This window comes from Streptomyces sp. NPDC056361, assembly GCF_042262805.1.
In the GTDB taxonomy this organism is placed as follows: Bacteria; Actinomycetota; Actinomycetes; order Streptomycetales; family Streptomycetaceae; genus Streptomyces.
In genome coordinates this window covers 77,107-95,426 of sequence record NZ_JBHJQI010000016.1, presented here as the reverse complement: position 1 = coordinate 95,426, position 18,320 = coordinate 77,107, and the positions used below count along the sequence as shown (strand labels likewise).

General features: G+C 71.7%; 17 protein-coding genes. 13 read left to right on the top strand and 4 right to left on the bottom strand.

What is annotated here, in order from left to right; genetic code table 11:
- Positions 1-150: 150 nt before the first annotated feature.
- Positions 151-1,374, bottom strand: coding sequence for a saccharopine dehydrogenase family protein (locus tag ACFCY7_RS08045; RefSeq protein WP_376482365.1), 1,224 nt, complete (start codon positions 1,372-1,374; stop codon positions 151-153).
- Positions 1,375-1,492: 118 nt separating this feature from the next.
- Between ACFCY7_RS08045 and ACFCY7_RS08040 the strand changes: the two genes are divergently transcribed.
- Together ACFCY7_RS08040 and ACFCY7_RS08035 are read left to right on the top strand one after the other, a co-directional pair.
- Positions 1,493-2,200 (top strand): TetR/AcrR family transcriptional regulator, encoded by a 708-nt coding sequence (locus tag ACFCY7_RS08040; protein ID WP_376482363.1) that lies wholly within the window; start codon positions 1,493-1,495, stop codon positions 2,198-2,200.
- 117 nt (positions 2,201-2,317) lie between these two features.
- Positions 2,318-2,575 (top strand): DUF6221 family protein, encoded by a 258-nt coding sequence (locus ACFCY7_RS08035; RefSeq protein ID WP_376482361.1) that lies wholly within the window; start codon positions 2,318-2,320, stop codon positions 2,573-2,575.
- Between the two features lie 70 nt (positions 2,576-2,645).
- Here the strand turns inward: ACFCY7_RS08035 and ACFCY7_RS08030 are convergent, their stop codons facing one another.
- Positions 2,646-5,516, bottom strand: coding sequence for a tetratricopeptide repeat protein (locus tag ACFCY7_RS08030; protein ID WP_376482360.1), 2,871 nt, complete (start codon positions 5,514-5,516; stop codon positions 2,646-2,648).
- 173 nt (positions 5,517-5,689) lie between these two features.
- Here ACFCY7_RS08030 and ACFCY7_RS08025 point away from each other — a divergent pair, with 173 nt between their 5' ends.
- The 3 genes from ACFCY7_RS08025 (at position 5,690) to ACFCY7_RS08015 (ending at position 8,091) form a co-directional block, all read left to right on the top strand.
- On the top strand, positions 5,690-6,109 hold the full coding sequence (locus tag ACFCY7_RS08025; RefSeq protein ID WP_376482358.1) for a hypothetical protein: 420 nt from the start codon (positions 5,690-5,692) through the stop codon (positions 6,107-6,109).
- Between the two features lie 220 nt (positions 6,110-6,329).
- On the top strand, positions 6,330-7,166 hold the full coding sequence (locus ACFCY7_RS08020) for a DUF2182 domain-containing protein (protein WP_376482378.1): 837 nt from the start codon (positions 6,330-6,332) through the stop codon (positions 7,164-7,166).
- Between the two features lie 268 nt (positions 7,167-7,434).
- Positions 7,435-8,091, top strand: a complete 657-nt coding sequence (locus ACFCY7_RS08015; RefSeq protein ID WP_376482356.1) for a DUF1326 domain-containing protein — start codon at positions 7,435-7,437, stop codon at positions 8,089-8,091.
- Positions 8,092-8,149: 58 nt separating this feature from the next.
- Here ACFCY7_RS08015 and ACFCY7_RS08010 read toward each other — a convergent pair whose 3' ends face one another.
- Positions 8,150-8,848 (bottom strand): substrate-binding domain-containing protein, encoded by a 699-nt coding sequence (locus ACFCY7_RS08010; RefSeq protein ID WP_376482354.1) that lies wholly within the window; start codon positions 8,846-8,848, stop codon positions 8,150-8,152.
- Between the two features lie 76 nt (positions 8,849-8,924).
- On the opposite strand from ACFCY7_RS08010, the gene ACFCY7_RS08005 reads away from it, so the two are divergent.
- The 8 genes from ACFCY7_RS08005 to ACFCY7_RS07970 all read left to right on the top strand — a co-directional run bounded on the left by ACFCY7_RS08005 (position 8,925) and on the right by ACFCY7_RS07970 (position 17,323).
- Positions 8,925-9,692 carry an IclR family transcriptional regulator gene (locus ACFCY7_RS08005; protein ID WP_376482352.1) on the top strand — a complete coding sequence of 256 codons (768 nt, stop codon included), beginning with the start codon at positions 8,925-8,927 and terminating at the stop codon, positions 9,690-9,692.
- 123 nt (positions 9,693-9,815) lie between these two features.
- Positions 9,816-11,027: a 4-hydroxybenzoate 3-monooxygenase gene (locus ACFCY7_RS08000; protein WP_376482350.1), complete on the top strand. Its 1,212-nt coding sequence runs from the start codon at positions 9,816-9,818 to the stop codon at positions 11,025-11,027.
- Positions 11,028-11,183: 156 nt separating this feature from the next.
- Positions 11,184-12,209, top strand: a complete 1,026-nt coding sequence (locus ACFCY7_RS07995) for an amidohydrolase family protein (protein ID WP_376482348.1) — start codon at positions 11,184-11,186, stop codon at positions 12,207-12,209.
- Between the two features lie 18 nt (positions 12,210-12,227).
- Entirely contained in the window at positions 12,228-12,917 is a 690-nt protein-coding gene (gene ligK, locus ACFCY7_RS07990; protein ID WP_376482347.1) for a 4-carboxy-4-hydroxy-2-oxoadipate aldolase/oxaloacetate decarboxylase, read from the top strand.
- Between the two features lie 2 nt (positions 12,918-12,919).
- Positions 12,920-13,975, top strand: a complete 1,056-nt coding sequence (locus ACFCY7_RS07985; RefSeq protein WP_376482346.1) for an amidohydrolase family protein — start codon at positions 12,920-12,922, stop codon at positions 13,973-13,975.
- A gap of 24 nt (positions 13,976-13,999) precedes the next feature.
- Positions 14,000-15,310, top strand: coding sequence for a protocatechuate 4,5-dioxygenase subunit alpha (gene ligA, locus ACFCY7_RS07980; protein ID WP_376482344.1), 1,311 nt, complete (start codon positions 14,000-14,002; stop codon positions 15,308-15,310).
- 1 nt (position 15,311) lies between these two features.
- Positions 15,312-16,286, top strand: coding sequence for a Gfo/Idh/MocA family oxidoreductase (locus ACFCY7_RS07975; RefSeq protein ID WP_376482343.1), 975 nt, complete (start codon positions 15,312-15,314; stop codon positions 16,284-16,286).
- Positions 16,283-17,323 carry an aldo/keto reductase gene (locus tag ACFCY7_RS07970; RefSeq protein ID WP_376482341.1) on the top strand — a complete coding sequence of 347 codons (1,041 nt, stop codon included), beginning with the start codon at positions 16,283-16,285 and terminating at the stop codon, positions 17,321-17,323. The genes ACFCY7_RS07975 and ACFCY7_RS07970 overlap by 4 nt, the downstream gene beginning before the upstream one ends.
- Before the next feature lie 183 nt (positions 17,324-17,506).
- On the opposite strand, the gene ACFCY7_RS07965 is transcribed toward ACFCY7_RS07970, so the two are convergent.
- Positions 17,507-18,052: an EF-hand domain-containing protein gene (locus ACFCY7_RS07965; protein WP_376482339.1), complete on the bottom strand. Its 546-nt coding sequence runs from the start codon at positions 18,050-18,052 to the stop codon at positions 17,507-17,509.
- Positions 18,053-18,320 lie beyond the last annotated feature (268 nt).

Sequence of the window (18,320 nt, the reverse complement as noted above, 5' to 3'; positions counted from 1 at the left end):
GGGACCCGTCGCCGAGGTCGGCGGCGGGTCCCCGGCCGGGGTACCACGGGCAGACGCCAAGCCGGCTGACGGGCCGGCCGGCTGATCGGCTGACCGGCTGACCGGCCGTCTGGTGGGCCAGCAGGCTGGTGTGCCGGCGAGCCAAGTGGGTCAGATCTCCTCGCGCCGGCCCCACAGGGCACCGTAGGCGCCGAGGAGGTCGAGGAAGGGGCGGGGCGGGAGGGCCTCGGGGCCGAGGACGCCGCTCGCCTTCCAGGTGCCGTCGGCGATCAGCTCAAGGGCGATCACGGGGTTGACGGCGGTCTGCCAGACGACGGCTTGGGAGCCGTACTCGCGCATCGTCCATTCGTTGTCGACGACGTGGTAGAGGTAGGTCTCGCGCGGGGATCCGTTCTTGGTGCCCTTGACCCAGGTGCCCGCGCAGGTCTTGCCCTTCATGCGGTCGCCGAGGGTGGCGGGGTCGGGGAGGCAGGCGGCGACGACGTCGCGCGGGGAGACGGCGACGGGGCCGTCGGGGCCGGGGACGGTGACCTTCGTCGTCGAGTCGAGGCCCAGCTCGTGGAGGGTCTTGAGCTTGGCGATGAAGTCGTCGCCGAGGCCGTACTTGAAGGTGACGCGGCGGGCGTCGAGCCAGCGGGGCATGAGGAGGACTTCCTCGTGCTCGACGTTCACGCATTCCACGGGGCCGATGCCCTCGGGGAAGTCGAAGACCTCGGGTTCGCTGAAGGGGGCCGTGGTGAACCAGCCGCGGTCCTTCTCGTAGACGACAGGCGGGTTGAGGCACTCCTCGATGGTGGTCCAGATGCTGAAGGACGGCGCGAAGTCGTAGCCTTCGACGGTGAGGTTCGCGCCGTCGCGGACGCCGAGTTCGTCGATCTCGTCGAAGAGTTCGTCGGCGGCGTACCGGGCGAAGACGTCCGAGAGTCCTGGCTCCACGCCCATGCCGACGAGGGCGAGGCGGTCGGCGCGCTCCCAGGCCTCGGACCGGGCGAACTGCTCGTCGCCGAGCTTGACCCCGCACTGCTCGTACGGTGCGGTCGGGTGCGGGACGGACAGCGACATCGCCATGTCGACGTAGTGCACGCCGGCGGCGAGGGCGCTGTCGAACAGCGGCATCACGAAACGGGGGTCGGTCGCGTTCAGCAGGACGTCGCAGTTCTCCTCGGCGAGGACGCGGCGCACCGCCTCCTCGTCGGAGGCGTCCAGGCGGCGGGCCCTGAAGCGGTCCCCCGCGTCGCCGAGTGCTGCCACGGCGGCCTCCGCGCGGGACAGGTCGTAGTCGGCGACGACCATGCACGTCAGAAAGTCACGGCGGGCCGCGATACGGGTGACGGCGGTTCCGACGCCGCCCGCACCCACCAGAAGTACACGCATGTCACACACCCCTTCGTCGAGTCGGTCCCGGCGAGCGCCTGGGGACGCCCCGATGGAACACGATGGCCCGCGTTAAGGTCTACGCCGTTGGCATAAGCGAGGAGAGGCGGCGGACGCGATGCCGAAGAAGGTGGTTCCGGAAGCGGAACGGCGCAGGCGGAGGCCCACACGACAGGGGGTCGTACTGTCGGAGAAGCTGATCGTGCAGACGGCGCTGCGGATGCTGCGCGAGCACGGCACCGCCGGACTGAGCGCCCGCCGGCTCGGCGCCGCTCTCGGCGCCGACCCCAGCACCGTCTACCGGTACTTCGCCGGCCTCGACGGGCTCACCAGGGCCATCGGCGAGGAACTGATGGGCCGCGCCCTCGACAGCTGGACGGCCACCGGGGCCTGGCGTGCCGACCTCCGTTCCCTGGGCCTGGCCATCCACGCCTCGTACCTCGCCCACCCCCAGGCCGCCCTGCTGACCGCCAGCCGCGTCACCGGCCGCCCGCGCGAGATCGACGTCGACGAGACCATCCTCGGCATCCTTCGCACCGCCGGCTTCGACGACACCGACGCCGTCGGCGTCTACCACGCCTTCATCGACCTGGCCCTGGCCTTCGCCGCCCTCGACGCGGGCGCCCTGGCCATCAAGGACGAGGTCAGAGCGGCCGACGAGGACATGTGGACCTCCACCTACGCCCGCCTGCCCACCGAGACCCACCCTCACATCGCAGCCACCGCACACCTGCTGGCCGACCGCATGAACGACAGCGCCTACCCGGTCGTCCTGGACACGCTCCTGAGCAGGGCGGAAACGAGACTGGCCGCGATGCGCGGCTAGACCGTGCCTCCTGCCCACCGAGCCGCACCACCTCTCGCGAGCACCCTCGTCCGGGCCGTGCGCCGACAGGGAAAGCGGGGCTTCCCGGCTCTCTCATCAGCACGCGATGATCACCCCATGGACGACCTCCTGAAGTTCATTCACGCCCGGTACGAGGCAGACAACCACGCCTACGCCGAGGTGGCCTACCGCTTCGGTGGCGAGGCCCTCCTCGACAGTCACCTGGCGATGCTCGACCTGATCGACATGCTCGCGCGGGACTGCGAGGCCATGGACCCCGCAGACCCGCGCTTCGCCGGGCTCGCCCATGCGCTCCGCGCGCTCGCGCAGTCCTATGCGGAGCATCCGGATTACCGTGAGGAATGGCGCCCTTAGAGGCCGAGCGAAGAGCCAGGCCCCGGTTCGGGGCGGGAGGAGGTTCGTGAACGTCCCCCGCTCGTCCCCGTCACGGCAGCTCGCCGAGCGACTGTCGGATCCAGGTCACCAGGCCGTGGGATTCCGGTAGCACCGCCAGCGCCAGCCCCAGCGCCTGATTCAGCAGCCGCCCGGCCGCCGCGTCGTCGCCACGCGCCCGGGCGAGGTCGCCGAGCGACCACAGGATGTCGGCCTGACCGCGCCGGTCGTTCAGGTCCCGGTACAAGCCCAGGGCCTGCTCCAGCAGGTGCCCGGCCGCCGTGTCACCGCCGTCACGGAGCTGCGCCAGGTGGCCCAGGGACCACAGGACGTGGGCCTGGCCGCGCCGGTCGTCAAGCTCCCGGTACAACTCCAGCGCCTGGTCCAGGAGCCTCTCGGCCGCCGCGGGGTCGCCGTGCAGCTGTGCCAGGTTGCCGAGGGAGCGCAGGGTATCGGCTTGGCCGCGCCGGTCGTTCAGGTCCCGGTGCAGGACGAGTGCCTGCTCCAGGAGGCGTACGGCCTCCGCGTGGTCGTCGTGGAGCTGTGCCAGATTGCCGAGCGCGCGCAGGGTGTCGGCCTGACCGCGCAGGTCCTCAAGGTCCCGATACAGCCCCAACGCCTCTTCCAGCAGCGGCTCGGCTGCCGCGCCGTCGCCGCACACCCGCGCCAGGTCGCCGAGCGAACACAGGACGTGGGCCTGACCACGCCGGTCCTCAAGGTCCCGGTACAGCCCGAGCGCCTGCTCCAGAAGGCTCCCGGCCTCCGCGTCGTCGCCGCGTGACCGTGCCAAGTTGCCCAGGGAGAACAGGGTGTGGGCCTGACCGCGCCGATCCTGCAAGTCCCCGTACAACCCCGACGCCTGCTCCAGAAGGCGCCCGGCTTCCGCGTCGTCGTCACGCACGCGCGCCACGTCGCCGAGGGAGAAGAGGGTGTGGGCCTGGCCGCGCCGGTCCTCAAGGTCCCGGTACAGCCCGAGCGCCTGCTCCAGGAGGCGCCTGGCCGGGGCGTCGTCGTCGCGCATCCGTGCCAAGTTGGCCAGGGACCACAGGATGTGCGCCTGCCCGCGCCGGTCCTCCAGATCCCGGTACAAGCCCAGTGCCTCGTTCAGCAGCCGCTCGGCCGCCGTGTCGTCGTCGCGTACGCGTGCCACGTTGCCCAGGGACCGGAGGACATGGGCCTGGCCGCGCCGGTCGTCCAGCTCCCGGTACAGCACGAGCGCCTCGTCGAGCAGGGGTCCGGCCTGCGCGTCGTCGCCGCGTACGCGCGCCAGGTCGCCGAGGGACCGGAGGATGTGGGCCTGGCCGTGGCGGTCGTCCAGGTCGCGGTACAGCCCGAGCGCCAGGTCCAGCAGGCGTCCGGCCGTCGCGTCGTCGGTGCGGATGCGTGCCAGGTTGCCGAGGGACCGCAGGGCGTCGGCCTGACCGCGCGGGTCGCCCAGGTCCTGGTACAGCAGCAGCGCCTGGTCCAGCAGGTGCCCGGCTGCCGGGTAGCGGTCCGCGAAGTACTCCACGCGTCCTCGGAAGTAGGTGGTGTGGGCGCGCAGGAGAGGTGGCAGGGGTGCGCGGGCGGCCTCGCGCACCGCGTCGATGAGCAGGTTGGCCTCGTCCAGCCGATAGCCGTCGAGGGCCGCTGTGACCTGCGCCTGCCACCACACGGTGAGTTCGCGGCTGTCGCTGCCGGAGGCGGCGAACCGGTGGTAGGCGACCTCGGCGGGTGAGCCCGCGGCCTCGAAGTGGGCGGCTGCCGCGCGGTGGGCCGCTCGCCATCGCTTCGGGTACTGGGTGTGGAGGTAGGCGGTGATGGCCGAGCGCACCAGAGGATGGAGCTGGAGTCTTCCCGAGGGCGTCTGCTGGACGAACGAGTGCCGCCGGAGGCGGCGGAAGTCGCTGTCGGTGCAGTCGATGTCCGTGCAGACGTCGCGCCACAGTTCATGGGTGAGCGTGCGGGGCACGGCTGCCAGCAGCAGTCGGTGCTGGTCGTCGTCGGACAGTCGCTCCAGGTACTTGGCGGGCAGCCAGCCGGCCGCGGGCTGCCCGGCGGCTGCCGCGCGGAGCCAGTCGGCGGTGATCGGCTGTGCCGACCGGCGGGCCCGCAGGATGAGGTCCGCGGTCATGGCCGTCCACACCGGCGTGCCGCCGCACGCCGTGTGCACGGCGGCGCTCAGGTCACCTGGGACGCCTCGGGCGTCGAGGAAGAACGCCGTGTCGTCCTGCCGCCACTCCGTGAGCTCGACCCGGGCGTGCCGCACGGGCAGGTCCAGTGGCTCACGGCCAGCCACCACGAAGCGCAGCCCGGGGTGCGCGGCGACCAGGCGCTTCAGCACGGTGGCGGTGAACCAGGTGTCCAGATCGGCCGCCGGGGCTCCCGCGTCCGGATCCCGTCGGGCACCCTCGTCCGCGAGACGCAGCAGCTCACTGGTATCGATCAGCACGATGCCGGGGTACGCGGCGGCGCCCTCGGCGAGGTCGGCAAGCCCCTCGACCAGCGCCTGTCGGTACAGGGCGTGCCACATGGCCGGCGACGGACCGCCTGCCGTGACGGGGCTGTTGCTGATGCTGCTGCCGTGTGCCGCCGACACCTCGATGCGGATCTGCCACTGGGCCTGGGCATCCGCCTGTTCGGCCCGGTAGTCCCGCATGAGCGTCCGGCGCACCTCGGCCGGGCACAACTCGGTGACGGCCTCCGCGACGGCCTCCAGCAAAGCGCGCGCCAGGTCGGGGCCCTGCCCGTGCCCGCCGGCGGCCACGGTCGGATCGATCAGGAAGCTCAGCTGGGCCAGCCCGTACTTCGCCCCGGCCCACCCGGTGGCGTGCACATGGGACAGCAGCGTCGTCTTCCCCTGCCCGGAGACGCCCCAGACGACCAGGGCCCGCAACCCCGAGTGCCCGCGGGCCAGGTCCTCGACGGCCGCGAGAGCCTCCACACGATCGGTGAACGTCCCCACATGCGGATCCCCGTACGTGCCCATCCCGCCCCTTCGACGTCAACTGAGCTGCCCCGCAAAGGTGTTCGCGGCTTCCGACCCGGCCTCTACCCCCTCTATCTTGGCGGCAGAGGAGCGAACACCCGCCTGTCCACAGAAAACGGGGAGCGCAGATGACACGTCTCGGACCCGCCGCACGAGCCGGCCTGTCCACCGTGGCCGGGGCCGTGGTCGGAGCCGTCGCCACCGCCCTGACGCAGAGCATCACCTGGCCGCTGGTGAGCGGCCTGGCAGTGTGCGTGCTCGGCATCATCGCCCTTGAGTACGGGAGCCGCTCCCACACCCCCGCCCCCGCGCCGCAGCCGACCGGCCGCACGCGGTACGAAGAGCACGTCACAGGAAACTCGCGGGCCGAAGGAAGCGCCGCCAGTGCCACCCGTGGAGCAGGGGTGACAGTCACGGTGACGGACGGATCGTCCCTGATCGATTCGCCCACCACCGCCCACGGTGACGTGGAGGCGTCCCGGACGATCGGTGATCAGTCCACTGTGAAGGACGGCCCGGTCCACGTGCGGGACGAGGAGACCCCGTAGTCGGAGACCGTGTTCGACCAGCGCGCGGTCGGGTCGGGTCGGCACAGGTCACATCGGGTCGGGTCGGCGCAGGTCACATAGGGTCGGCGTGGCGCGTCGGTTCGGCAGAGGTCACAGCGGCTCGGCGTGGCAGTTCGCGTCGGTTCGCGTCGCGGGCTGCTCCGTTCGCGTCGCAAGTCGGCCTGTGCTGTTCTGGAAGGAGCCGCTGGAAGGCACGCCGATGCTGCGCAGCCGGATTTCCGCGTTCGTATCCGCCCGGCCGGCCGCCCCGACCGGAGTCGGTGGGGGGTTGCTGTCGGCGCGGGAACTGGCGGTCGCCTGGGTGGTCGTCGTGCTGATCGCGGTGCCGGCGTGGGTGCTGACGATCGGGCAGGCGCGGGGCATGGGGGTCGAGCCCGGGACGATGGGGATGGCGCTGCCGCTGTTCCTGTTGCTGTGGGTGACGATGATGGCGGCGATGATGCTGCCGTCGATGGCGCCGGTGGCCCTCACGTGGGTTCGGGGGATCGGTCGGCAGTCGTCCGGCTGGATCAGGGCCGCCCGTACCGTCGGGTTCGTGGGCGGGTACCTGCTGGTGTGGACCGCGTTCGGGCTGCTCGCGTACGCGGCGCTGGCCCTGACCGGCGGTCTGGTGGAGGACCATCCCACCGCCGGGCGGTGGATCGGGTCGGTCGCCTTCCTGCTGGCGGGGTTGTACCAACTCGGGCCGCTCAAGAACGTCTGCCTGCGGCATTGCCGTGACCCGCTGGGCCATCTGGTGCGCTACGCCGGTTTCCGGCGCCCGGCCCGCGACTTTCGGGTGGGGGTCCATCACGGTGCGTACTGCGTCGGCTGCTGCGCCGGGCTGATGGTCGTGTTCGTTCCGCTCGGGGTGATGAACGTGGCGGCGATGGCCGCTCTGGCGTTGGTGATCTTCGTGGAGAAGCTGTGGTCCAGGGGCGTGCTGCTCAGCGGTGTGGTGGGCGTCGCCTTCCTCGTGCTGGCGGTGCTGGCGCCGTTCCAGGACTGGATGCTGCCGGGGCTGCAGGAGGCGGTGCCGTCCATGGACGGCATGTGATGTCCGCGGCCGGCTCGGCCGGGTGATGTCCGCGGCCGGCTCGGCCGGGGTGATCTCCCCCGGCCGGGGTGATCCCGCGCCCGGAACGATCATGGCGGTCTCCCGCGCCCGAGGCGGCCGTGGCGATCCACTGGCCGAGGCGGTTCCCCGTACGTGCCGTGAGGTGCAAGCTGGAGGGGAGACCGTTCGTCCGATCCCGGGAGCGGGCTCCGGACGCGCGGTCTCGTCACTCCGAGTGAGCTTCTTCGGCTCGGCTGGAGGAATCGAGATGACGCAGCAGACCGCCACCGGTACGCGCTGGCATCTGGCCGGCGACTGGTTCGACGTGTGCAAGTGCGCGATTCCCTGCCCGTGCACGTTCGCGCAGCCTCCGACGTACGGGGACTGCGAAGGTGTACTGGTCTGGCACATCCGGGAGGGCAACTTCGGGGACGTACGGCTGGACGATCTGAACGTGCTGATGCTGGGGTCGTTCGAGGGCAACCCGTGGGCCGGCACGCACACCGAGCCGTATGCCGCGGTCTTCCTGGACGAGCGTGCCGACGAGCGGCAGCGGGCGGCGCTCGGGGCCGTGTTCGGTGGTGAGGCGGGCGGGTGGCCGGCGGAGTTCGGGGCGATGTTCCATCCCGAGATGCGGGGCATGGACGTCGTCCCGATCCACGTGGAGATCGACGAGGATCTCGGCACCTGGCGCGCCGAGATCCCGGGCCGTGTCACGGCGGCGGCCGAGGCGCTCACCGGGCCGACCACTCCGGACGGCGCGCGCGTCCAGGTCCTCAACGCTCCGGGCGCCGAGGTCGGGCCGGGCCAGGTCGCCACGTGGGGGCGGGCCACCGTCGACCGGGCCGACGCGTTCGGCTTCTCCTGGGAGCGCACCGGGAAGTCGAGCAAGTACTTCCCGTTCGACTGGAGCGGCCCTGACTGAGGAGCCCGTTCCCCCGACACCGCCCGGCCGGCCGGTGCGGACCGTCCACCGGTTCGGGTCACGCGTCCCCGGGTGCCCGCATGCCCCGGGCACGGGCGGTGCGCGTCGCCGTGTCGGAGGCGAGGAGGTCGAGGACTTCGCGGGCGCGGGCCGGCTGGGTGGAGGACACGAGCACGCCCGCGCTGAAGAGCGAGGTGATCGCCGTGTCGCCCGGGAGGGGACCGATGACGACGATGCCCGGCAGGTCCATGAGTTCACTGTGCTGCTGGAAGGCCAGGTCGGCCCGGCCGGACGACAGGAGGGTGCCGGCGGGTACGCCGGGCGGAGCCTGGACGAGGCGGTCGCCGAGGGTGTCGGTGAGGTCGAGCCGGTGGATGAGGTCGACGAGTGCCGTGCCGCTGGGGCCGGTGGAGTAGGCGATGTTCCTCGCGGAGAGGAGGGCGGCCCGCAGGTCGGATGCGGAGGCGAGCGCGGGGACCGGGGTTCCCTCCGGTACGGCGGCGACGACCTGGGAGATCCAGAGCGGGCGTACGGTGCCCGGCACGAGGTGCCCCTCCTTCTCCAGGGCGGCCAAAGCTCCGTCGGCGAGTACGAGGAGGTCGGCCCCGGCGCCCTCGCGTACGCGCCGTGCGACCTCGACGCCACCCGCGGCGTCGAACCGTACGGGAATGCCGTGGGCGTGCCGGAGGTGGTCGGACAGCTCGGCCAGGATCGGCCGGGTCGCCATCGAGGACAGTCCGGTGATCTCTCGGTTCACATGGCCTCCTTGGTGTGCGGCAGGGGGGAACGGCGGGCGGGCGGGCCGCTCGGCGCCGTTCTGCGAGACTGGCGGCGTGAGCGCAACCCAGATCTCGGCGGCAGGCAAAGTCCTCAAGGTCCTCTCGGCCTTCGACCGTGAGCATCCCTCGCAGACTCTGTCGGAAGTCGCTCAGCGTACGGGTCTCGCCCTGAGCACCACGCACAGGGTGGTGGCGGAGCTGGCGGGTTGGGGTGCGCTGGAGCGCGGCGAGGACGGGTCGTGGCACGTCGGGCTGCGCCTCTGGGAAATCGCCTCGGGATGTCCGCGCACCCAGATCCTGCGGGACGTGGCGCTGCCGTTCATGCAGGACCTGTACGAGGTGACCCACGAGAACGTGCAGCTCGCGGTGCGCGAGGGGACGGAGCTCGTGTTCGTCGAGCGGATCGCCGGGCACCGGTCGGTGGAACTCCTGACCATGGTCGGGACCCGCTTCCCCGTCGCCTCCACCGGGATGGGCCGCGTGCTGCTCGCGCATGCGCCGCGGGAGATCCAGGAGGAGGTCCTCGACGCGCCGATGCGTGCCTGGACCCCGTACACCGTCGTCGACCCGAAGGCGCTGCGCGCGCAGTTGGACCGGATCCGCCGGGAGCAGGTCTTCATCAGCGACCGGCAGCTCTCGGAGAGCACGGTCGCCGTGGCCACGCCGGTGCGGATCGGCCGGACCGGTCCGGTCAGTGCCTCGCTGGGGATCGTGATCACCGCGCAGGGAGCGAGCCGCGCGCGCAGGCTGCGGGAGCCGCTGCTGAGGGCCGCGCAGGGCATCTCCGACGAGCTGGGACGGCGTACGCGCACGACCGGCTGAGGTGCGGGACGGCTGCCGAGATCCGGCCGGGCTTCCGCCTGACGGAAACGGAGGCGACCGGTCGCGGTCCTGGGTGTCAACGTTCGTCGTGTTCGAAACGTTCACCGTCGCTCAGGAGATGCCATGGCCGAAGCCGCCGTCGACACCGTTGCCTCGGTCCCCGTCGCTGTCATCGGCGCCGGCCCGGCGGGCCTGATGCTCGCGCACCGGTTGGGGCGCGCCGGTGTCGACACGATCGTGGTCGACACCCGTACCCGCCATGAGATCGAGACGACGCAGCGGGCGGGCATCCTGGAGGCCGACGCGGCACGGGACCTGGTCGAGACCGGCGTGTCCGACCGGATCCTGCGCGAGGGCCACGAGCACGAGGGCACCGAACTCCGCTTCGGCGGACGGCCGCACCGCATCGACTTCAAGGCCCTTGTGGGCGAGTCGGTGTGGCTCTACCCGCAGACCGACGTGTTCGTCGACCTGGCGAACGCGCGGGACCGCGACGGCGGCACGGTCCACTTCGGCGTCACGGACACCGAGGTCCTCGACGTCACGACCGCCGCTCCCCGCGTCCGCTACACCGCGCCCGACGGGTCCCGGCACGAGATCCGCGCACGGTACGTGGTCGGTGCGGACGGGTCGCGCAGCATGTGCCGCAACCTGGTGCCCGAGGACCGGCGGACGCGGTACGGCAAGGACTACCCCTTCGCTTGGTTCGGCATCATGGCCGAGGCCCCGGCGAGCGCGCCCGAGCTGGTCTACGCCCACTCCGAGCACGGGTTCGCCCTGATCAGCCAGCGCACGGAGAGCGTGCAGCGGATGTACTTCCAGTGCTCCCCCGACGAGTCCGTCGACGCCTGGCCGGACGACCGGATCTGGGAGACGCTCCAGGCCCGCGTGGCCGGCGAGGACGGTTTCCGGCTCAAGGAGGGCCCGATCCTCGAGAAGTCGGTGCTGCGCTTCCGGTCGTTCGTTCAGGAGCCCATGCGCTGGGGCTCGTTGGCGCTCGCCGGCGACGCCGCTCACACCGTGCCGCCGACCGGTGCCCGCGGGCTCAACCTCGCCCTGCACGACGTCAAGGTCCTGGCCGACGTGCTCCTTCGGGCGCTCGGCGGCGCGGACGACACCGCCCTGGACGAGTACCAGCCGCGTGCACTGCGGCGGGTCTGGCGGTCACAGAACTTCTCGCACTGGATGACCCAGCTGCTGCACACGGCCCCCGGCGCCTCGTCGTTCGACCTGCGGCGCCAGTTCGGCGAACTCGACAACGTGGTGGGCACGCGCGCCGGACGCGCCTATCTCGCGGAGCAGTACACCGGCTGGCCCGTCAACTCCCGGGCCTGACGCGCGAGAACGCGACTCGAAGTCCGACTCCGACTCCGACTCCGATCCTGAGTGCGAGTGCGACTTCGAGTGCGAGTGCGAGTGCGAGTCTCAACCAGACCCGAACCAGAGCCGAACCAGACCAGACCCCGGCCCGACGCCCCCAGGAGACACCCCATGATCATCGACTGCCACGGTCACTTCACCACCGCGCCGCCCCAGTTGGCGCATTGGCGTGACCGGCAGGTGGCGGCCGTCGGTCACCCCGAGGACGCGCCCGATCCCGACGATCTCGTCATCGGTGACGACGACCTGCGCGAGGCGATCGAGGGCAATCAGCTGCGGCTGATGGACGAGCGGGGCAGCGATCTGACGATCTTCTCGCCGCGGGCCAGCTTCATGGCCCACCACATCGGCGACTTCCAGGTCTCCTCGACCTGGGCCCGGATCTGCAACGACCTGGTGCACCGCGTCAGCACGCTCTACCCCGACCGCTTCGCCATGGGGGCGATGCTGCCGCAGTCCCCCGGCGTCGACCCGGCGACCTGTCTGCCCGAGCTGCGCCGGGCGGTCGAGGAGCTGGGCGCGGTGACGATCAACCTGAACCCCGATCCGTCGGGCGGCAGTTGGACGGCGCCGCCGCTGACCGACCGCAGCTGGTACCCGGTGTACGAGGCGATGGTGGAGTACGACATCCCCGCCATGATCCATGTCAGCACCTCGTGCAATCCGGCCTTCCACACCACCGGCGCCCACTACCTCAACGCCGACACCACGGCGTTCATGCAGCTGGTCCAGGGCGACCTGTTCGCCGACTTCCCGACGCTGCGGTTCGTGATCCCGCACGGCGGCGGCGCGGTGCCGTACCACTGGGGCCGGTTCCGCGGGCTGGCGATGGCGCTCGGCAAGCCGGACCCGGAGAAGCTGCTCGACAACGTCTTCTTCGACACCTGCGTCTACCACCAGCCCGGCATCGACCTGCTGACGCAGGTGATCCCCAGCCGGTCCGTGCTGTTCGCCAGCGAGATGATCGGCGCGGTCCGGGACGTCGACCCGCGCACCGGCCACCACTTCGACGACACGAAGCGGTACGTCGACGCCACCGCGCACCTGACGGACGAGGAACGTGCCGCCGTGTACTCCGGCAACGCCCTGCGCGTCTATCCCCGACTCGCCGCCCGCCTCGCCGCGGCCGGCCGCTGAACCACAGGAGGAGCCCGAATGGAACACACCGAGCTCGGCGTCGTCCACACCAGGACCGACCGCGCCGACCCCGAGGCCGTCGCCGCGCTGTCGAAGTTCGGCGTCGCGACGATCCACGAGGCCATGGGCCGGGTCGGCCTCATGCGCCCCTACCTGCGCCCGGTCTACCCCAAGGCCCGGATGTGCGGCACGGCCGTGACCGTACTGCTCCAGCCCGGCGACAACTGGATGCTCCACGTCGCCGCCGAGCAGATCCAGGACGGGGACGTCGTCGTCGCGGCCTGCACGACCGAGAGCGAGGACGGCTTCTTCGGCGAACTGCTCGCCACCTCGTTCCGCGCCCGCGGCTGCCGGGGCCTGGTCATCGACGGCGGTGTCCGCGACGTCGCCGACCTGGAGGGAATGGACTTCCCCGTCTTCTCCCGCGCGGTCAACGCCAGGGGCACGGTCAAGGCCACCCTCGGCTCCGTCAACGTCCCCGTGGTCTGCGGCAACGCCCTCGTGCGCCCCGGTGACGTGGTCGTCGCGGACGCCGACGGCGTCGTCGTGGTCCCGCGCGAACGGGCCGCCGAGGTGGCCGCCGCGTCGGCCGCGCGCGAGGCCAAGGAGGAGGGCAAGCGCGCGCAGTTCCGCGCGGGCACCCTCGGCCTGGACGTGTACGGGATGCGCGGCCCGCTGGCCGAGCTCGGACTGCGGTACGAGGACTGACGATGACGACGAGTTCCGAGCAGGCCCCCGAGTCGACGAGTTCCGAGCAGGCTCCCGAGTCGACGGGCGCCGAGACGACTCCCGGTGCGGCGGTTTCCGCGAAGGCCCCAGGCCGGACGGGTGTCACGAACACCCCCCACTCGGCGGGCTTCGAGAAGACCCCCGGCTGGCTGGACTGGTACGCCGGTCCGAGCCGGCCCCGGTTCCGGCTCCCCGACGGCGCCGTCGACGCGCACTGCCACGTCTTCGGGCCCGGCGCCGAGTTCCCGTACGCGCCCGAGCGGAAGTACACGCCGTGCGACGCGTCCAAGGAGCAGCTCTTCGCGCTCCGCGACCACCTCGGCTTCGCCCGCAACGTGGTGGTGCAGGCGACCTGCCACGGCGCCGACAACACCGCGATGGTCGATGCCCTGCGGGCCTCCGGCGGCCTGGCGCGGGGCGTGGCGACACTGCGGCCCGACGTCACCGACGCGCAGGTGCGGGAGCTGCACGAGGCCGGTGTGCGCGGGGTGCGGTTCAACTTCGTCAAGCGGCTCGTCGACGCGGCGCCGCGGCAGGACCTGCTGGACGTGGTGGAGCGGATCGCCCCGTACGGGTGGCACGTCGTCGTCTACTTCGAGGCGGCGGACCTGGCCGACCTGCGGGACTTCCTCCTGTCGATCCCGGTCCCGCTGGTCGTCGACCACATGGGCCGGCCCGACGTCGCGAAGGACCCGCACGGCCCGGAGTTCGAGACGTTCCTGAACTTCATGCGGGCCAGGCCGGACATCTGGTGCAAGGTGACGTGTCCGGAGCGCCTCTCGGTGAGCGGTCCGCCGGCCCTCGACGGTGAGCGGAGCGCGTACGGCGACGTCGTCCCGTTCGCCCGGCGCGTGGTCGAGGAGTTTCCCGACCGGGTGCTGTGGGGTACCGACTGGCCGCACCCCAACCTCACCGGCCACATGCCGGACGACGGGCTGCTCGTCGACTTCGTCCCGCACATCGCGCCGACGCCGGAGCTCCGGCGCAGGCTGCTCGTCGACAACCCGACGCGCCTGTACTGGCCCGACGCCGACTGACCCCGTCTCGATTGGAGTTCCGGCATGTCGCTGGACAAGACCTACAAGCTGGTGCCGGGGACGACGGTCTTCGACGCCGAGCAGTCCGCCAAGGGGTACCACCTCAACCAGTTCTGCATGTCGCTGATGACGGCGGAGAACCGTGCGGCCTACCTCGCCGACGAGCGCGCCTACCTGGACGCGTGGCCGCTGCGGGAGGAGCAGAAGCAGGCGCTGCTCGACCGCGATCTCAACGCGGCGATGCGCGAGGGCGGCAACATCTACTTCCTCGCCAAGTGGGGTGCGACGCTGGGGTTCTCCTTCCAGCAGATGGCCGGCTCGATGACCGGGATGACCGAGCAGGAGTACCGCGCCATGATGGTCGGCGGCGGCCGGTCCGTCGAGGGGAACAGGATCGACCACGCCGTCCTCGACGCGGCTCACGCGGACCCGAGGCCGCCGGCCGAGCACGCCGTGATCACCGGTGCCGTGTTCACGTCGCACGTGCCGGCCATCGGCGCGGCGATGGACCACGACAAGACCGACGAGCCGTACTGGAAGCCGCTCTTCGAGGGCTACGACTTCTCCAAGGAATGGGAGAAGGAGAACACCCCCGATGTGATCTTCCTGGTCTACAACGACCACGCCTCCTCGTTCGACCTGTCGCTGATACCGACGTTCGTGCTCGGTACGGGCGCGGCCTACCCGACCGCCGACGAGGGGTACGGGCCCCGCCCCGTCCCCGGCATCGAGGGCGACCCCGACCTGGCCGCGCACATCGCGCACTCCCTCATCCGGGACGACTTCGACCTCACGCTCGCCAACGAGATGACCGTCGACCACGGCCTCACCGTCCCGCTGTCGCTGATGTTCGGCGACGTCGAGAAGTGGCCGTGCAAGGTGATCCCGTTCCACGTCAACGTGGTGCAGTACCCGGTGCCGTCGGGCGCCCGGTGCTTCGCGCTCGGTCAGGCGCTGCGCCGGGCGATCGAGTCGTACGACCGGCCGCTGAAGGTCCAGGTGTGGGGCACCGGCGGCATGAGCCACCAGCTGCAGGGCCCGCGTGCCGGCCTGATCAACCGGGAGTGGGACAACGCCTTCCTCGACCGGCTCGTCGACGACCCGGCCGGGCTGTCGCGGGTGCCGCACCTGGAGTACGTCGAGGAGGCCGGCTCCGAGGGCATCGAGCTGGTCATGTGGCTGATCGCCCGCGGGGCGATGAGCGACGTGGACGACTCCGGACGGGTCGAGGTCAAGCACCGCTTCTACCATGTGCCCGCGTCCAACACGGCCGTCGGCCACCTGATCCTCGAGAACCACCCGCGGGCCCAGGAGCCCGCCGAAGGAGTGAACTGACATGACCCACGACCGAACCCTGCGGGTCGCCCTGGCCGGCGGCGGCGCCTTCGGCGCGAAGCACGCGGCCGCACTGCGGCGCATCGACGGCGTCGAGGTCGCCGCCGTCGTGAGCAGCTCCCTCGACCGGGCCCGGAAGTTCGCGGCGGAGCAGGGCGTCGGCCGCGGCGTGGCGTCCCTGGACGAGGTGCTCGCGATGGACGACATCGACGCCGTCGTCCTCGCCACCCCCACCCAGATGCACGCCGAGCAGACCCTTGCCTGCCTCGACGCGGGCAAGCACGTCCAGGTCGAGATCCCGCTGGCCGACTCCCTCGCCGACGCCGAGGCCTGCCAGGCCGCCCAGGAGCGCACCGGGCTCGTCGCGATGGTCGGCCACACGCGCCGCTTCAACCCGAGCCACCAGTGGGTGCGGCGCCGGATCCAGGCCGGCGAGTACGGCATCCAGCAGATGGACGTCCAGACGTACTTCTTCCGCCGCACCAACCTCAACGCGCTCGGCCGGCCGCGCTCGTGGACCGACCACCTCCTGTGGCACCACGCCGCGCACACCGTCGACCTGTTCGCGTACCAGACCGGCTCCCCCATCGTGCAGGCCAACGCGATCCAGGGCCCGATCCACCCCGAGCTCGGCATCGCGATGGACATGTCGATCCAGCTGCGCACGGAGAGCGGCGCCCTGTGCACCCTGTCGCTGTCGTTCAACAACGACGGCCCGCTCGGCACCTTCTTCCGGTACATCGGCGACACCGGCACCTACATCGCCCGCTACGACGACCTGTTCACCGGCAAGGAGGAGCCCATCGACGTCAGCGGCGTCGACGTCTCGACGGACGGCATCGAGCTCCAGGACCGCGAGTTCGTCGCGGCGATCCGCGAGGGCCGCGAGCCGAACTCCTCGATCGCCCAGGTGCTCCCCTGCTACCGCACCCTGGCGGCCCTCGAGGCCCAGCTGACCGCCGCCCCGCGCCCGTGAGTACGCCCCCGCCGGCCCGACCGGACCGTACGCCGCGCCGGATCGGGCCCTTCGAGGTCCCGGCGATCGGCCTGGGCTGCATGAACCTCAGCCACGCCTACGGCGTCCCTCCGACGCCGGAGGCCGCCGAGCACCTCCTCCGGACGGCGCTGGAGGAGGGCGTCACCCACTTCGACACGGCCGCGCTGTACGGCTTCGGCGCCAACGAGCGACTGGTCGGCCGCGTCCTCGCCGCCCACCGCGACCGCGTCGTGCTGGCCAGCAAGTGCGGCATGACCGGCGTCGACGGCCGCCGCGTCATCGACGGCCGGCCCGACACCATCCGCCGCACCGCCGACGAGGCCCTGTCCCGGCTGCGCACCGACGTCATCGACCTCTACTACCTGCACCGCCTCGACCGGGCGGTCCCCGTCGAGGAGAGCGTCGGCGCGATGGCCGAGCTCGTCACGGCCGGCAAGGTGCGCGCCCTCGGCCTGTCCGAGGTGTCCGCCCGGACGCTCCGCCGCGCCCACGCGGTGCACCCGATCGCCGCGCTGCAGAACGAGTACAGCCTCTGGTCGCGCAACCCCGAACAGGGCACCCTCTCCACCGCCCGCGAACTCGGCGTCGCCCTGGTCGCCTTCAGCCCCCTCGCCCGCGGCTTCCTCACCTCCGCCCCTCCCGACCTCGGCGTCCTGCCCGCCCACGACATCCGACGCGGCATGCCCCGCTTCGACGACCACCACTACCCCGCCAACCTCCTCATCCGGCACGAACTGGAGCAGCTCGCCGAGGACGCCGGCCTCTCCCTTCCCCGACTGGCCCTCGCCTGGGTCCTCTCCCAGGGCCCCCACGTCGTCGCCATCCCCGGGACCCGATCGGTGTCCCACCTCCGCGAGAACCTCGCCACACTCGACACCGCCGTCCCCGACGACGTCCTCGACGAAGTCCTCCACGCGGCGGGCCGTCTCCTCGGCTCCTCGACCGTCCACGGCCCCCGCTACAACGAGGCCACCCTCGCCGAGATCGACACCGAGCGCTGCGGTCGGGCCGGCTGACTCCGGCCCTCGGCACCGGACCGACCGACGCACACCTCACCGGAGAGGGCGAGCCGTGCCCACAGCGCAGCGCAGCGCGCCCCGCATCGGTCACCGCGACCGTGCGGGTCGCGCTCCGGTGCAACCCGGCCGGGACGAGTCCGGCGCGTGGCGGTGGAGCGCCATGTGGAGGCGGTACGGCCGTCAGGTGCGGGTCGGGACGGGGCCGCACAGTTGGTTGCCCGGTTCGGCCGGGTCGTCGCTGGTCCAGAACTGGATCCACAGTTCCGTGAACTCGGGGCGGCTGAGGTAGCCGTCCCCGTCCTGGTCGAGGTGGTCGAAGACGTCGGCGACGTCGACGCTCTCGCCGTGCCACGTGTCGACCAGCCGCCGGTGCTCGGCCGGGGAGATGCGGCCGTCGCCGTTCTCGTCGACGGCGTCGAAGACGGTCGCGGCGGTCGCGGCGACGACCTCCCTCATGGTGGGCAGCAGATCGACCATGGCGAGGATCTCGTCCAGGTCGACCCTGCCGTCCTTGTTCGTGTCCACGTGGGCCGCGAGGAGGTCCCACCAGCCCAGCATGACCGTGTCCACACGTGCGGCCAGTTCGGAGTCCGGCCGCACCCGGGGCAGGCCCCTCCAGCGCTCCGCGAGGGCCTGGAAGTCGCGCTGGTCCAGGTAGCCGTTGCCGTCGGCGTCGAACGCCCGGAACATGTTCAGCAGCTTGTCGCGCTGGAACTCACTTGCCACAGTCGGCCTTTCCGTCGGGTCCCCGACGAGCCTGCCCGCGACCGGTCACGCCCCAACGGCGCCTGACAGCACGAGAGGGCGTACCCCACCCCGACTCGCGCACCCGACACCTCGCGCGCCCCCGTTTCGACCGCCCCGGCTCACCCGCAGGAGTGACCTGTGCCCACGGTCCGGACCGGCCGCGTGGGCGCCTCCACGAGCCGTTCTCGGGACACCCAGGGTGCGGCCGGTCCCGCCCGACCGCACCCTGAACCCATGAGCGACCGCA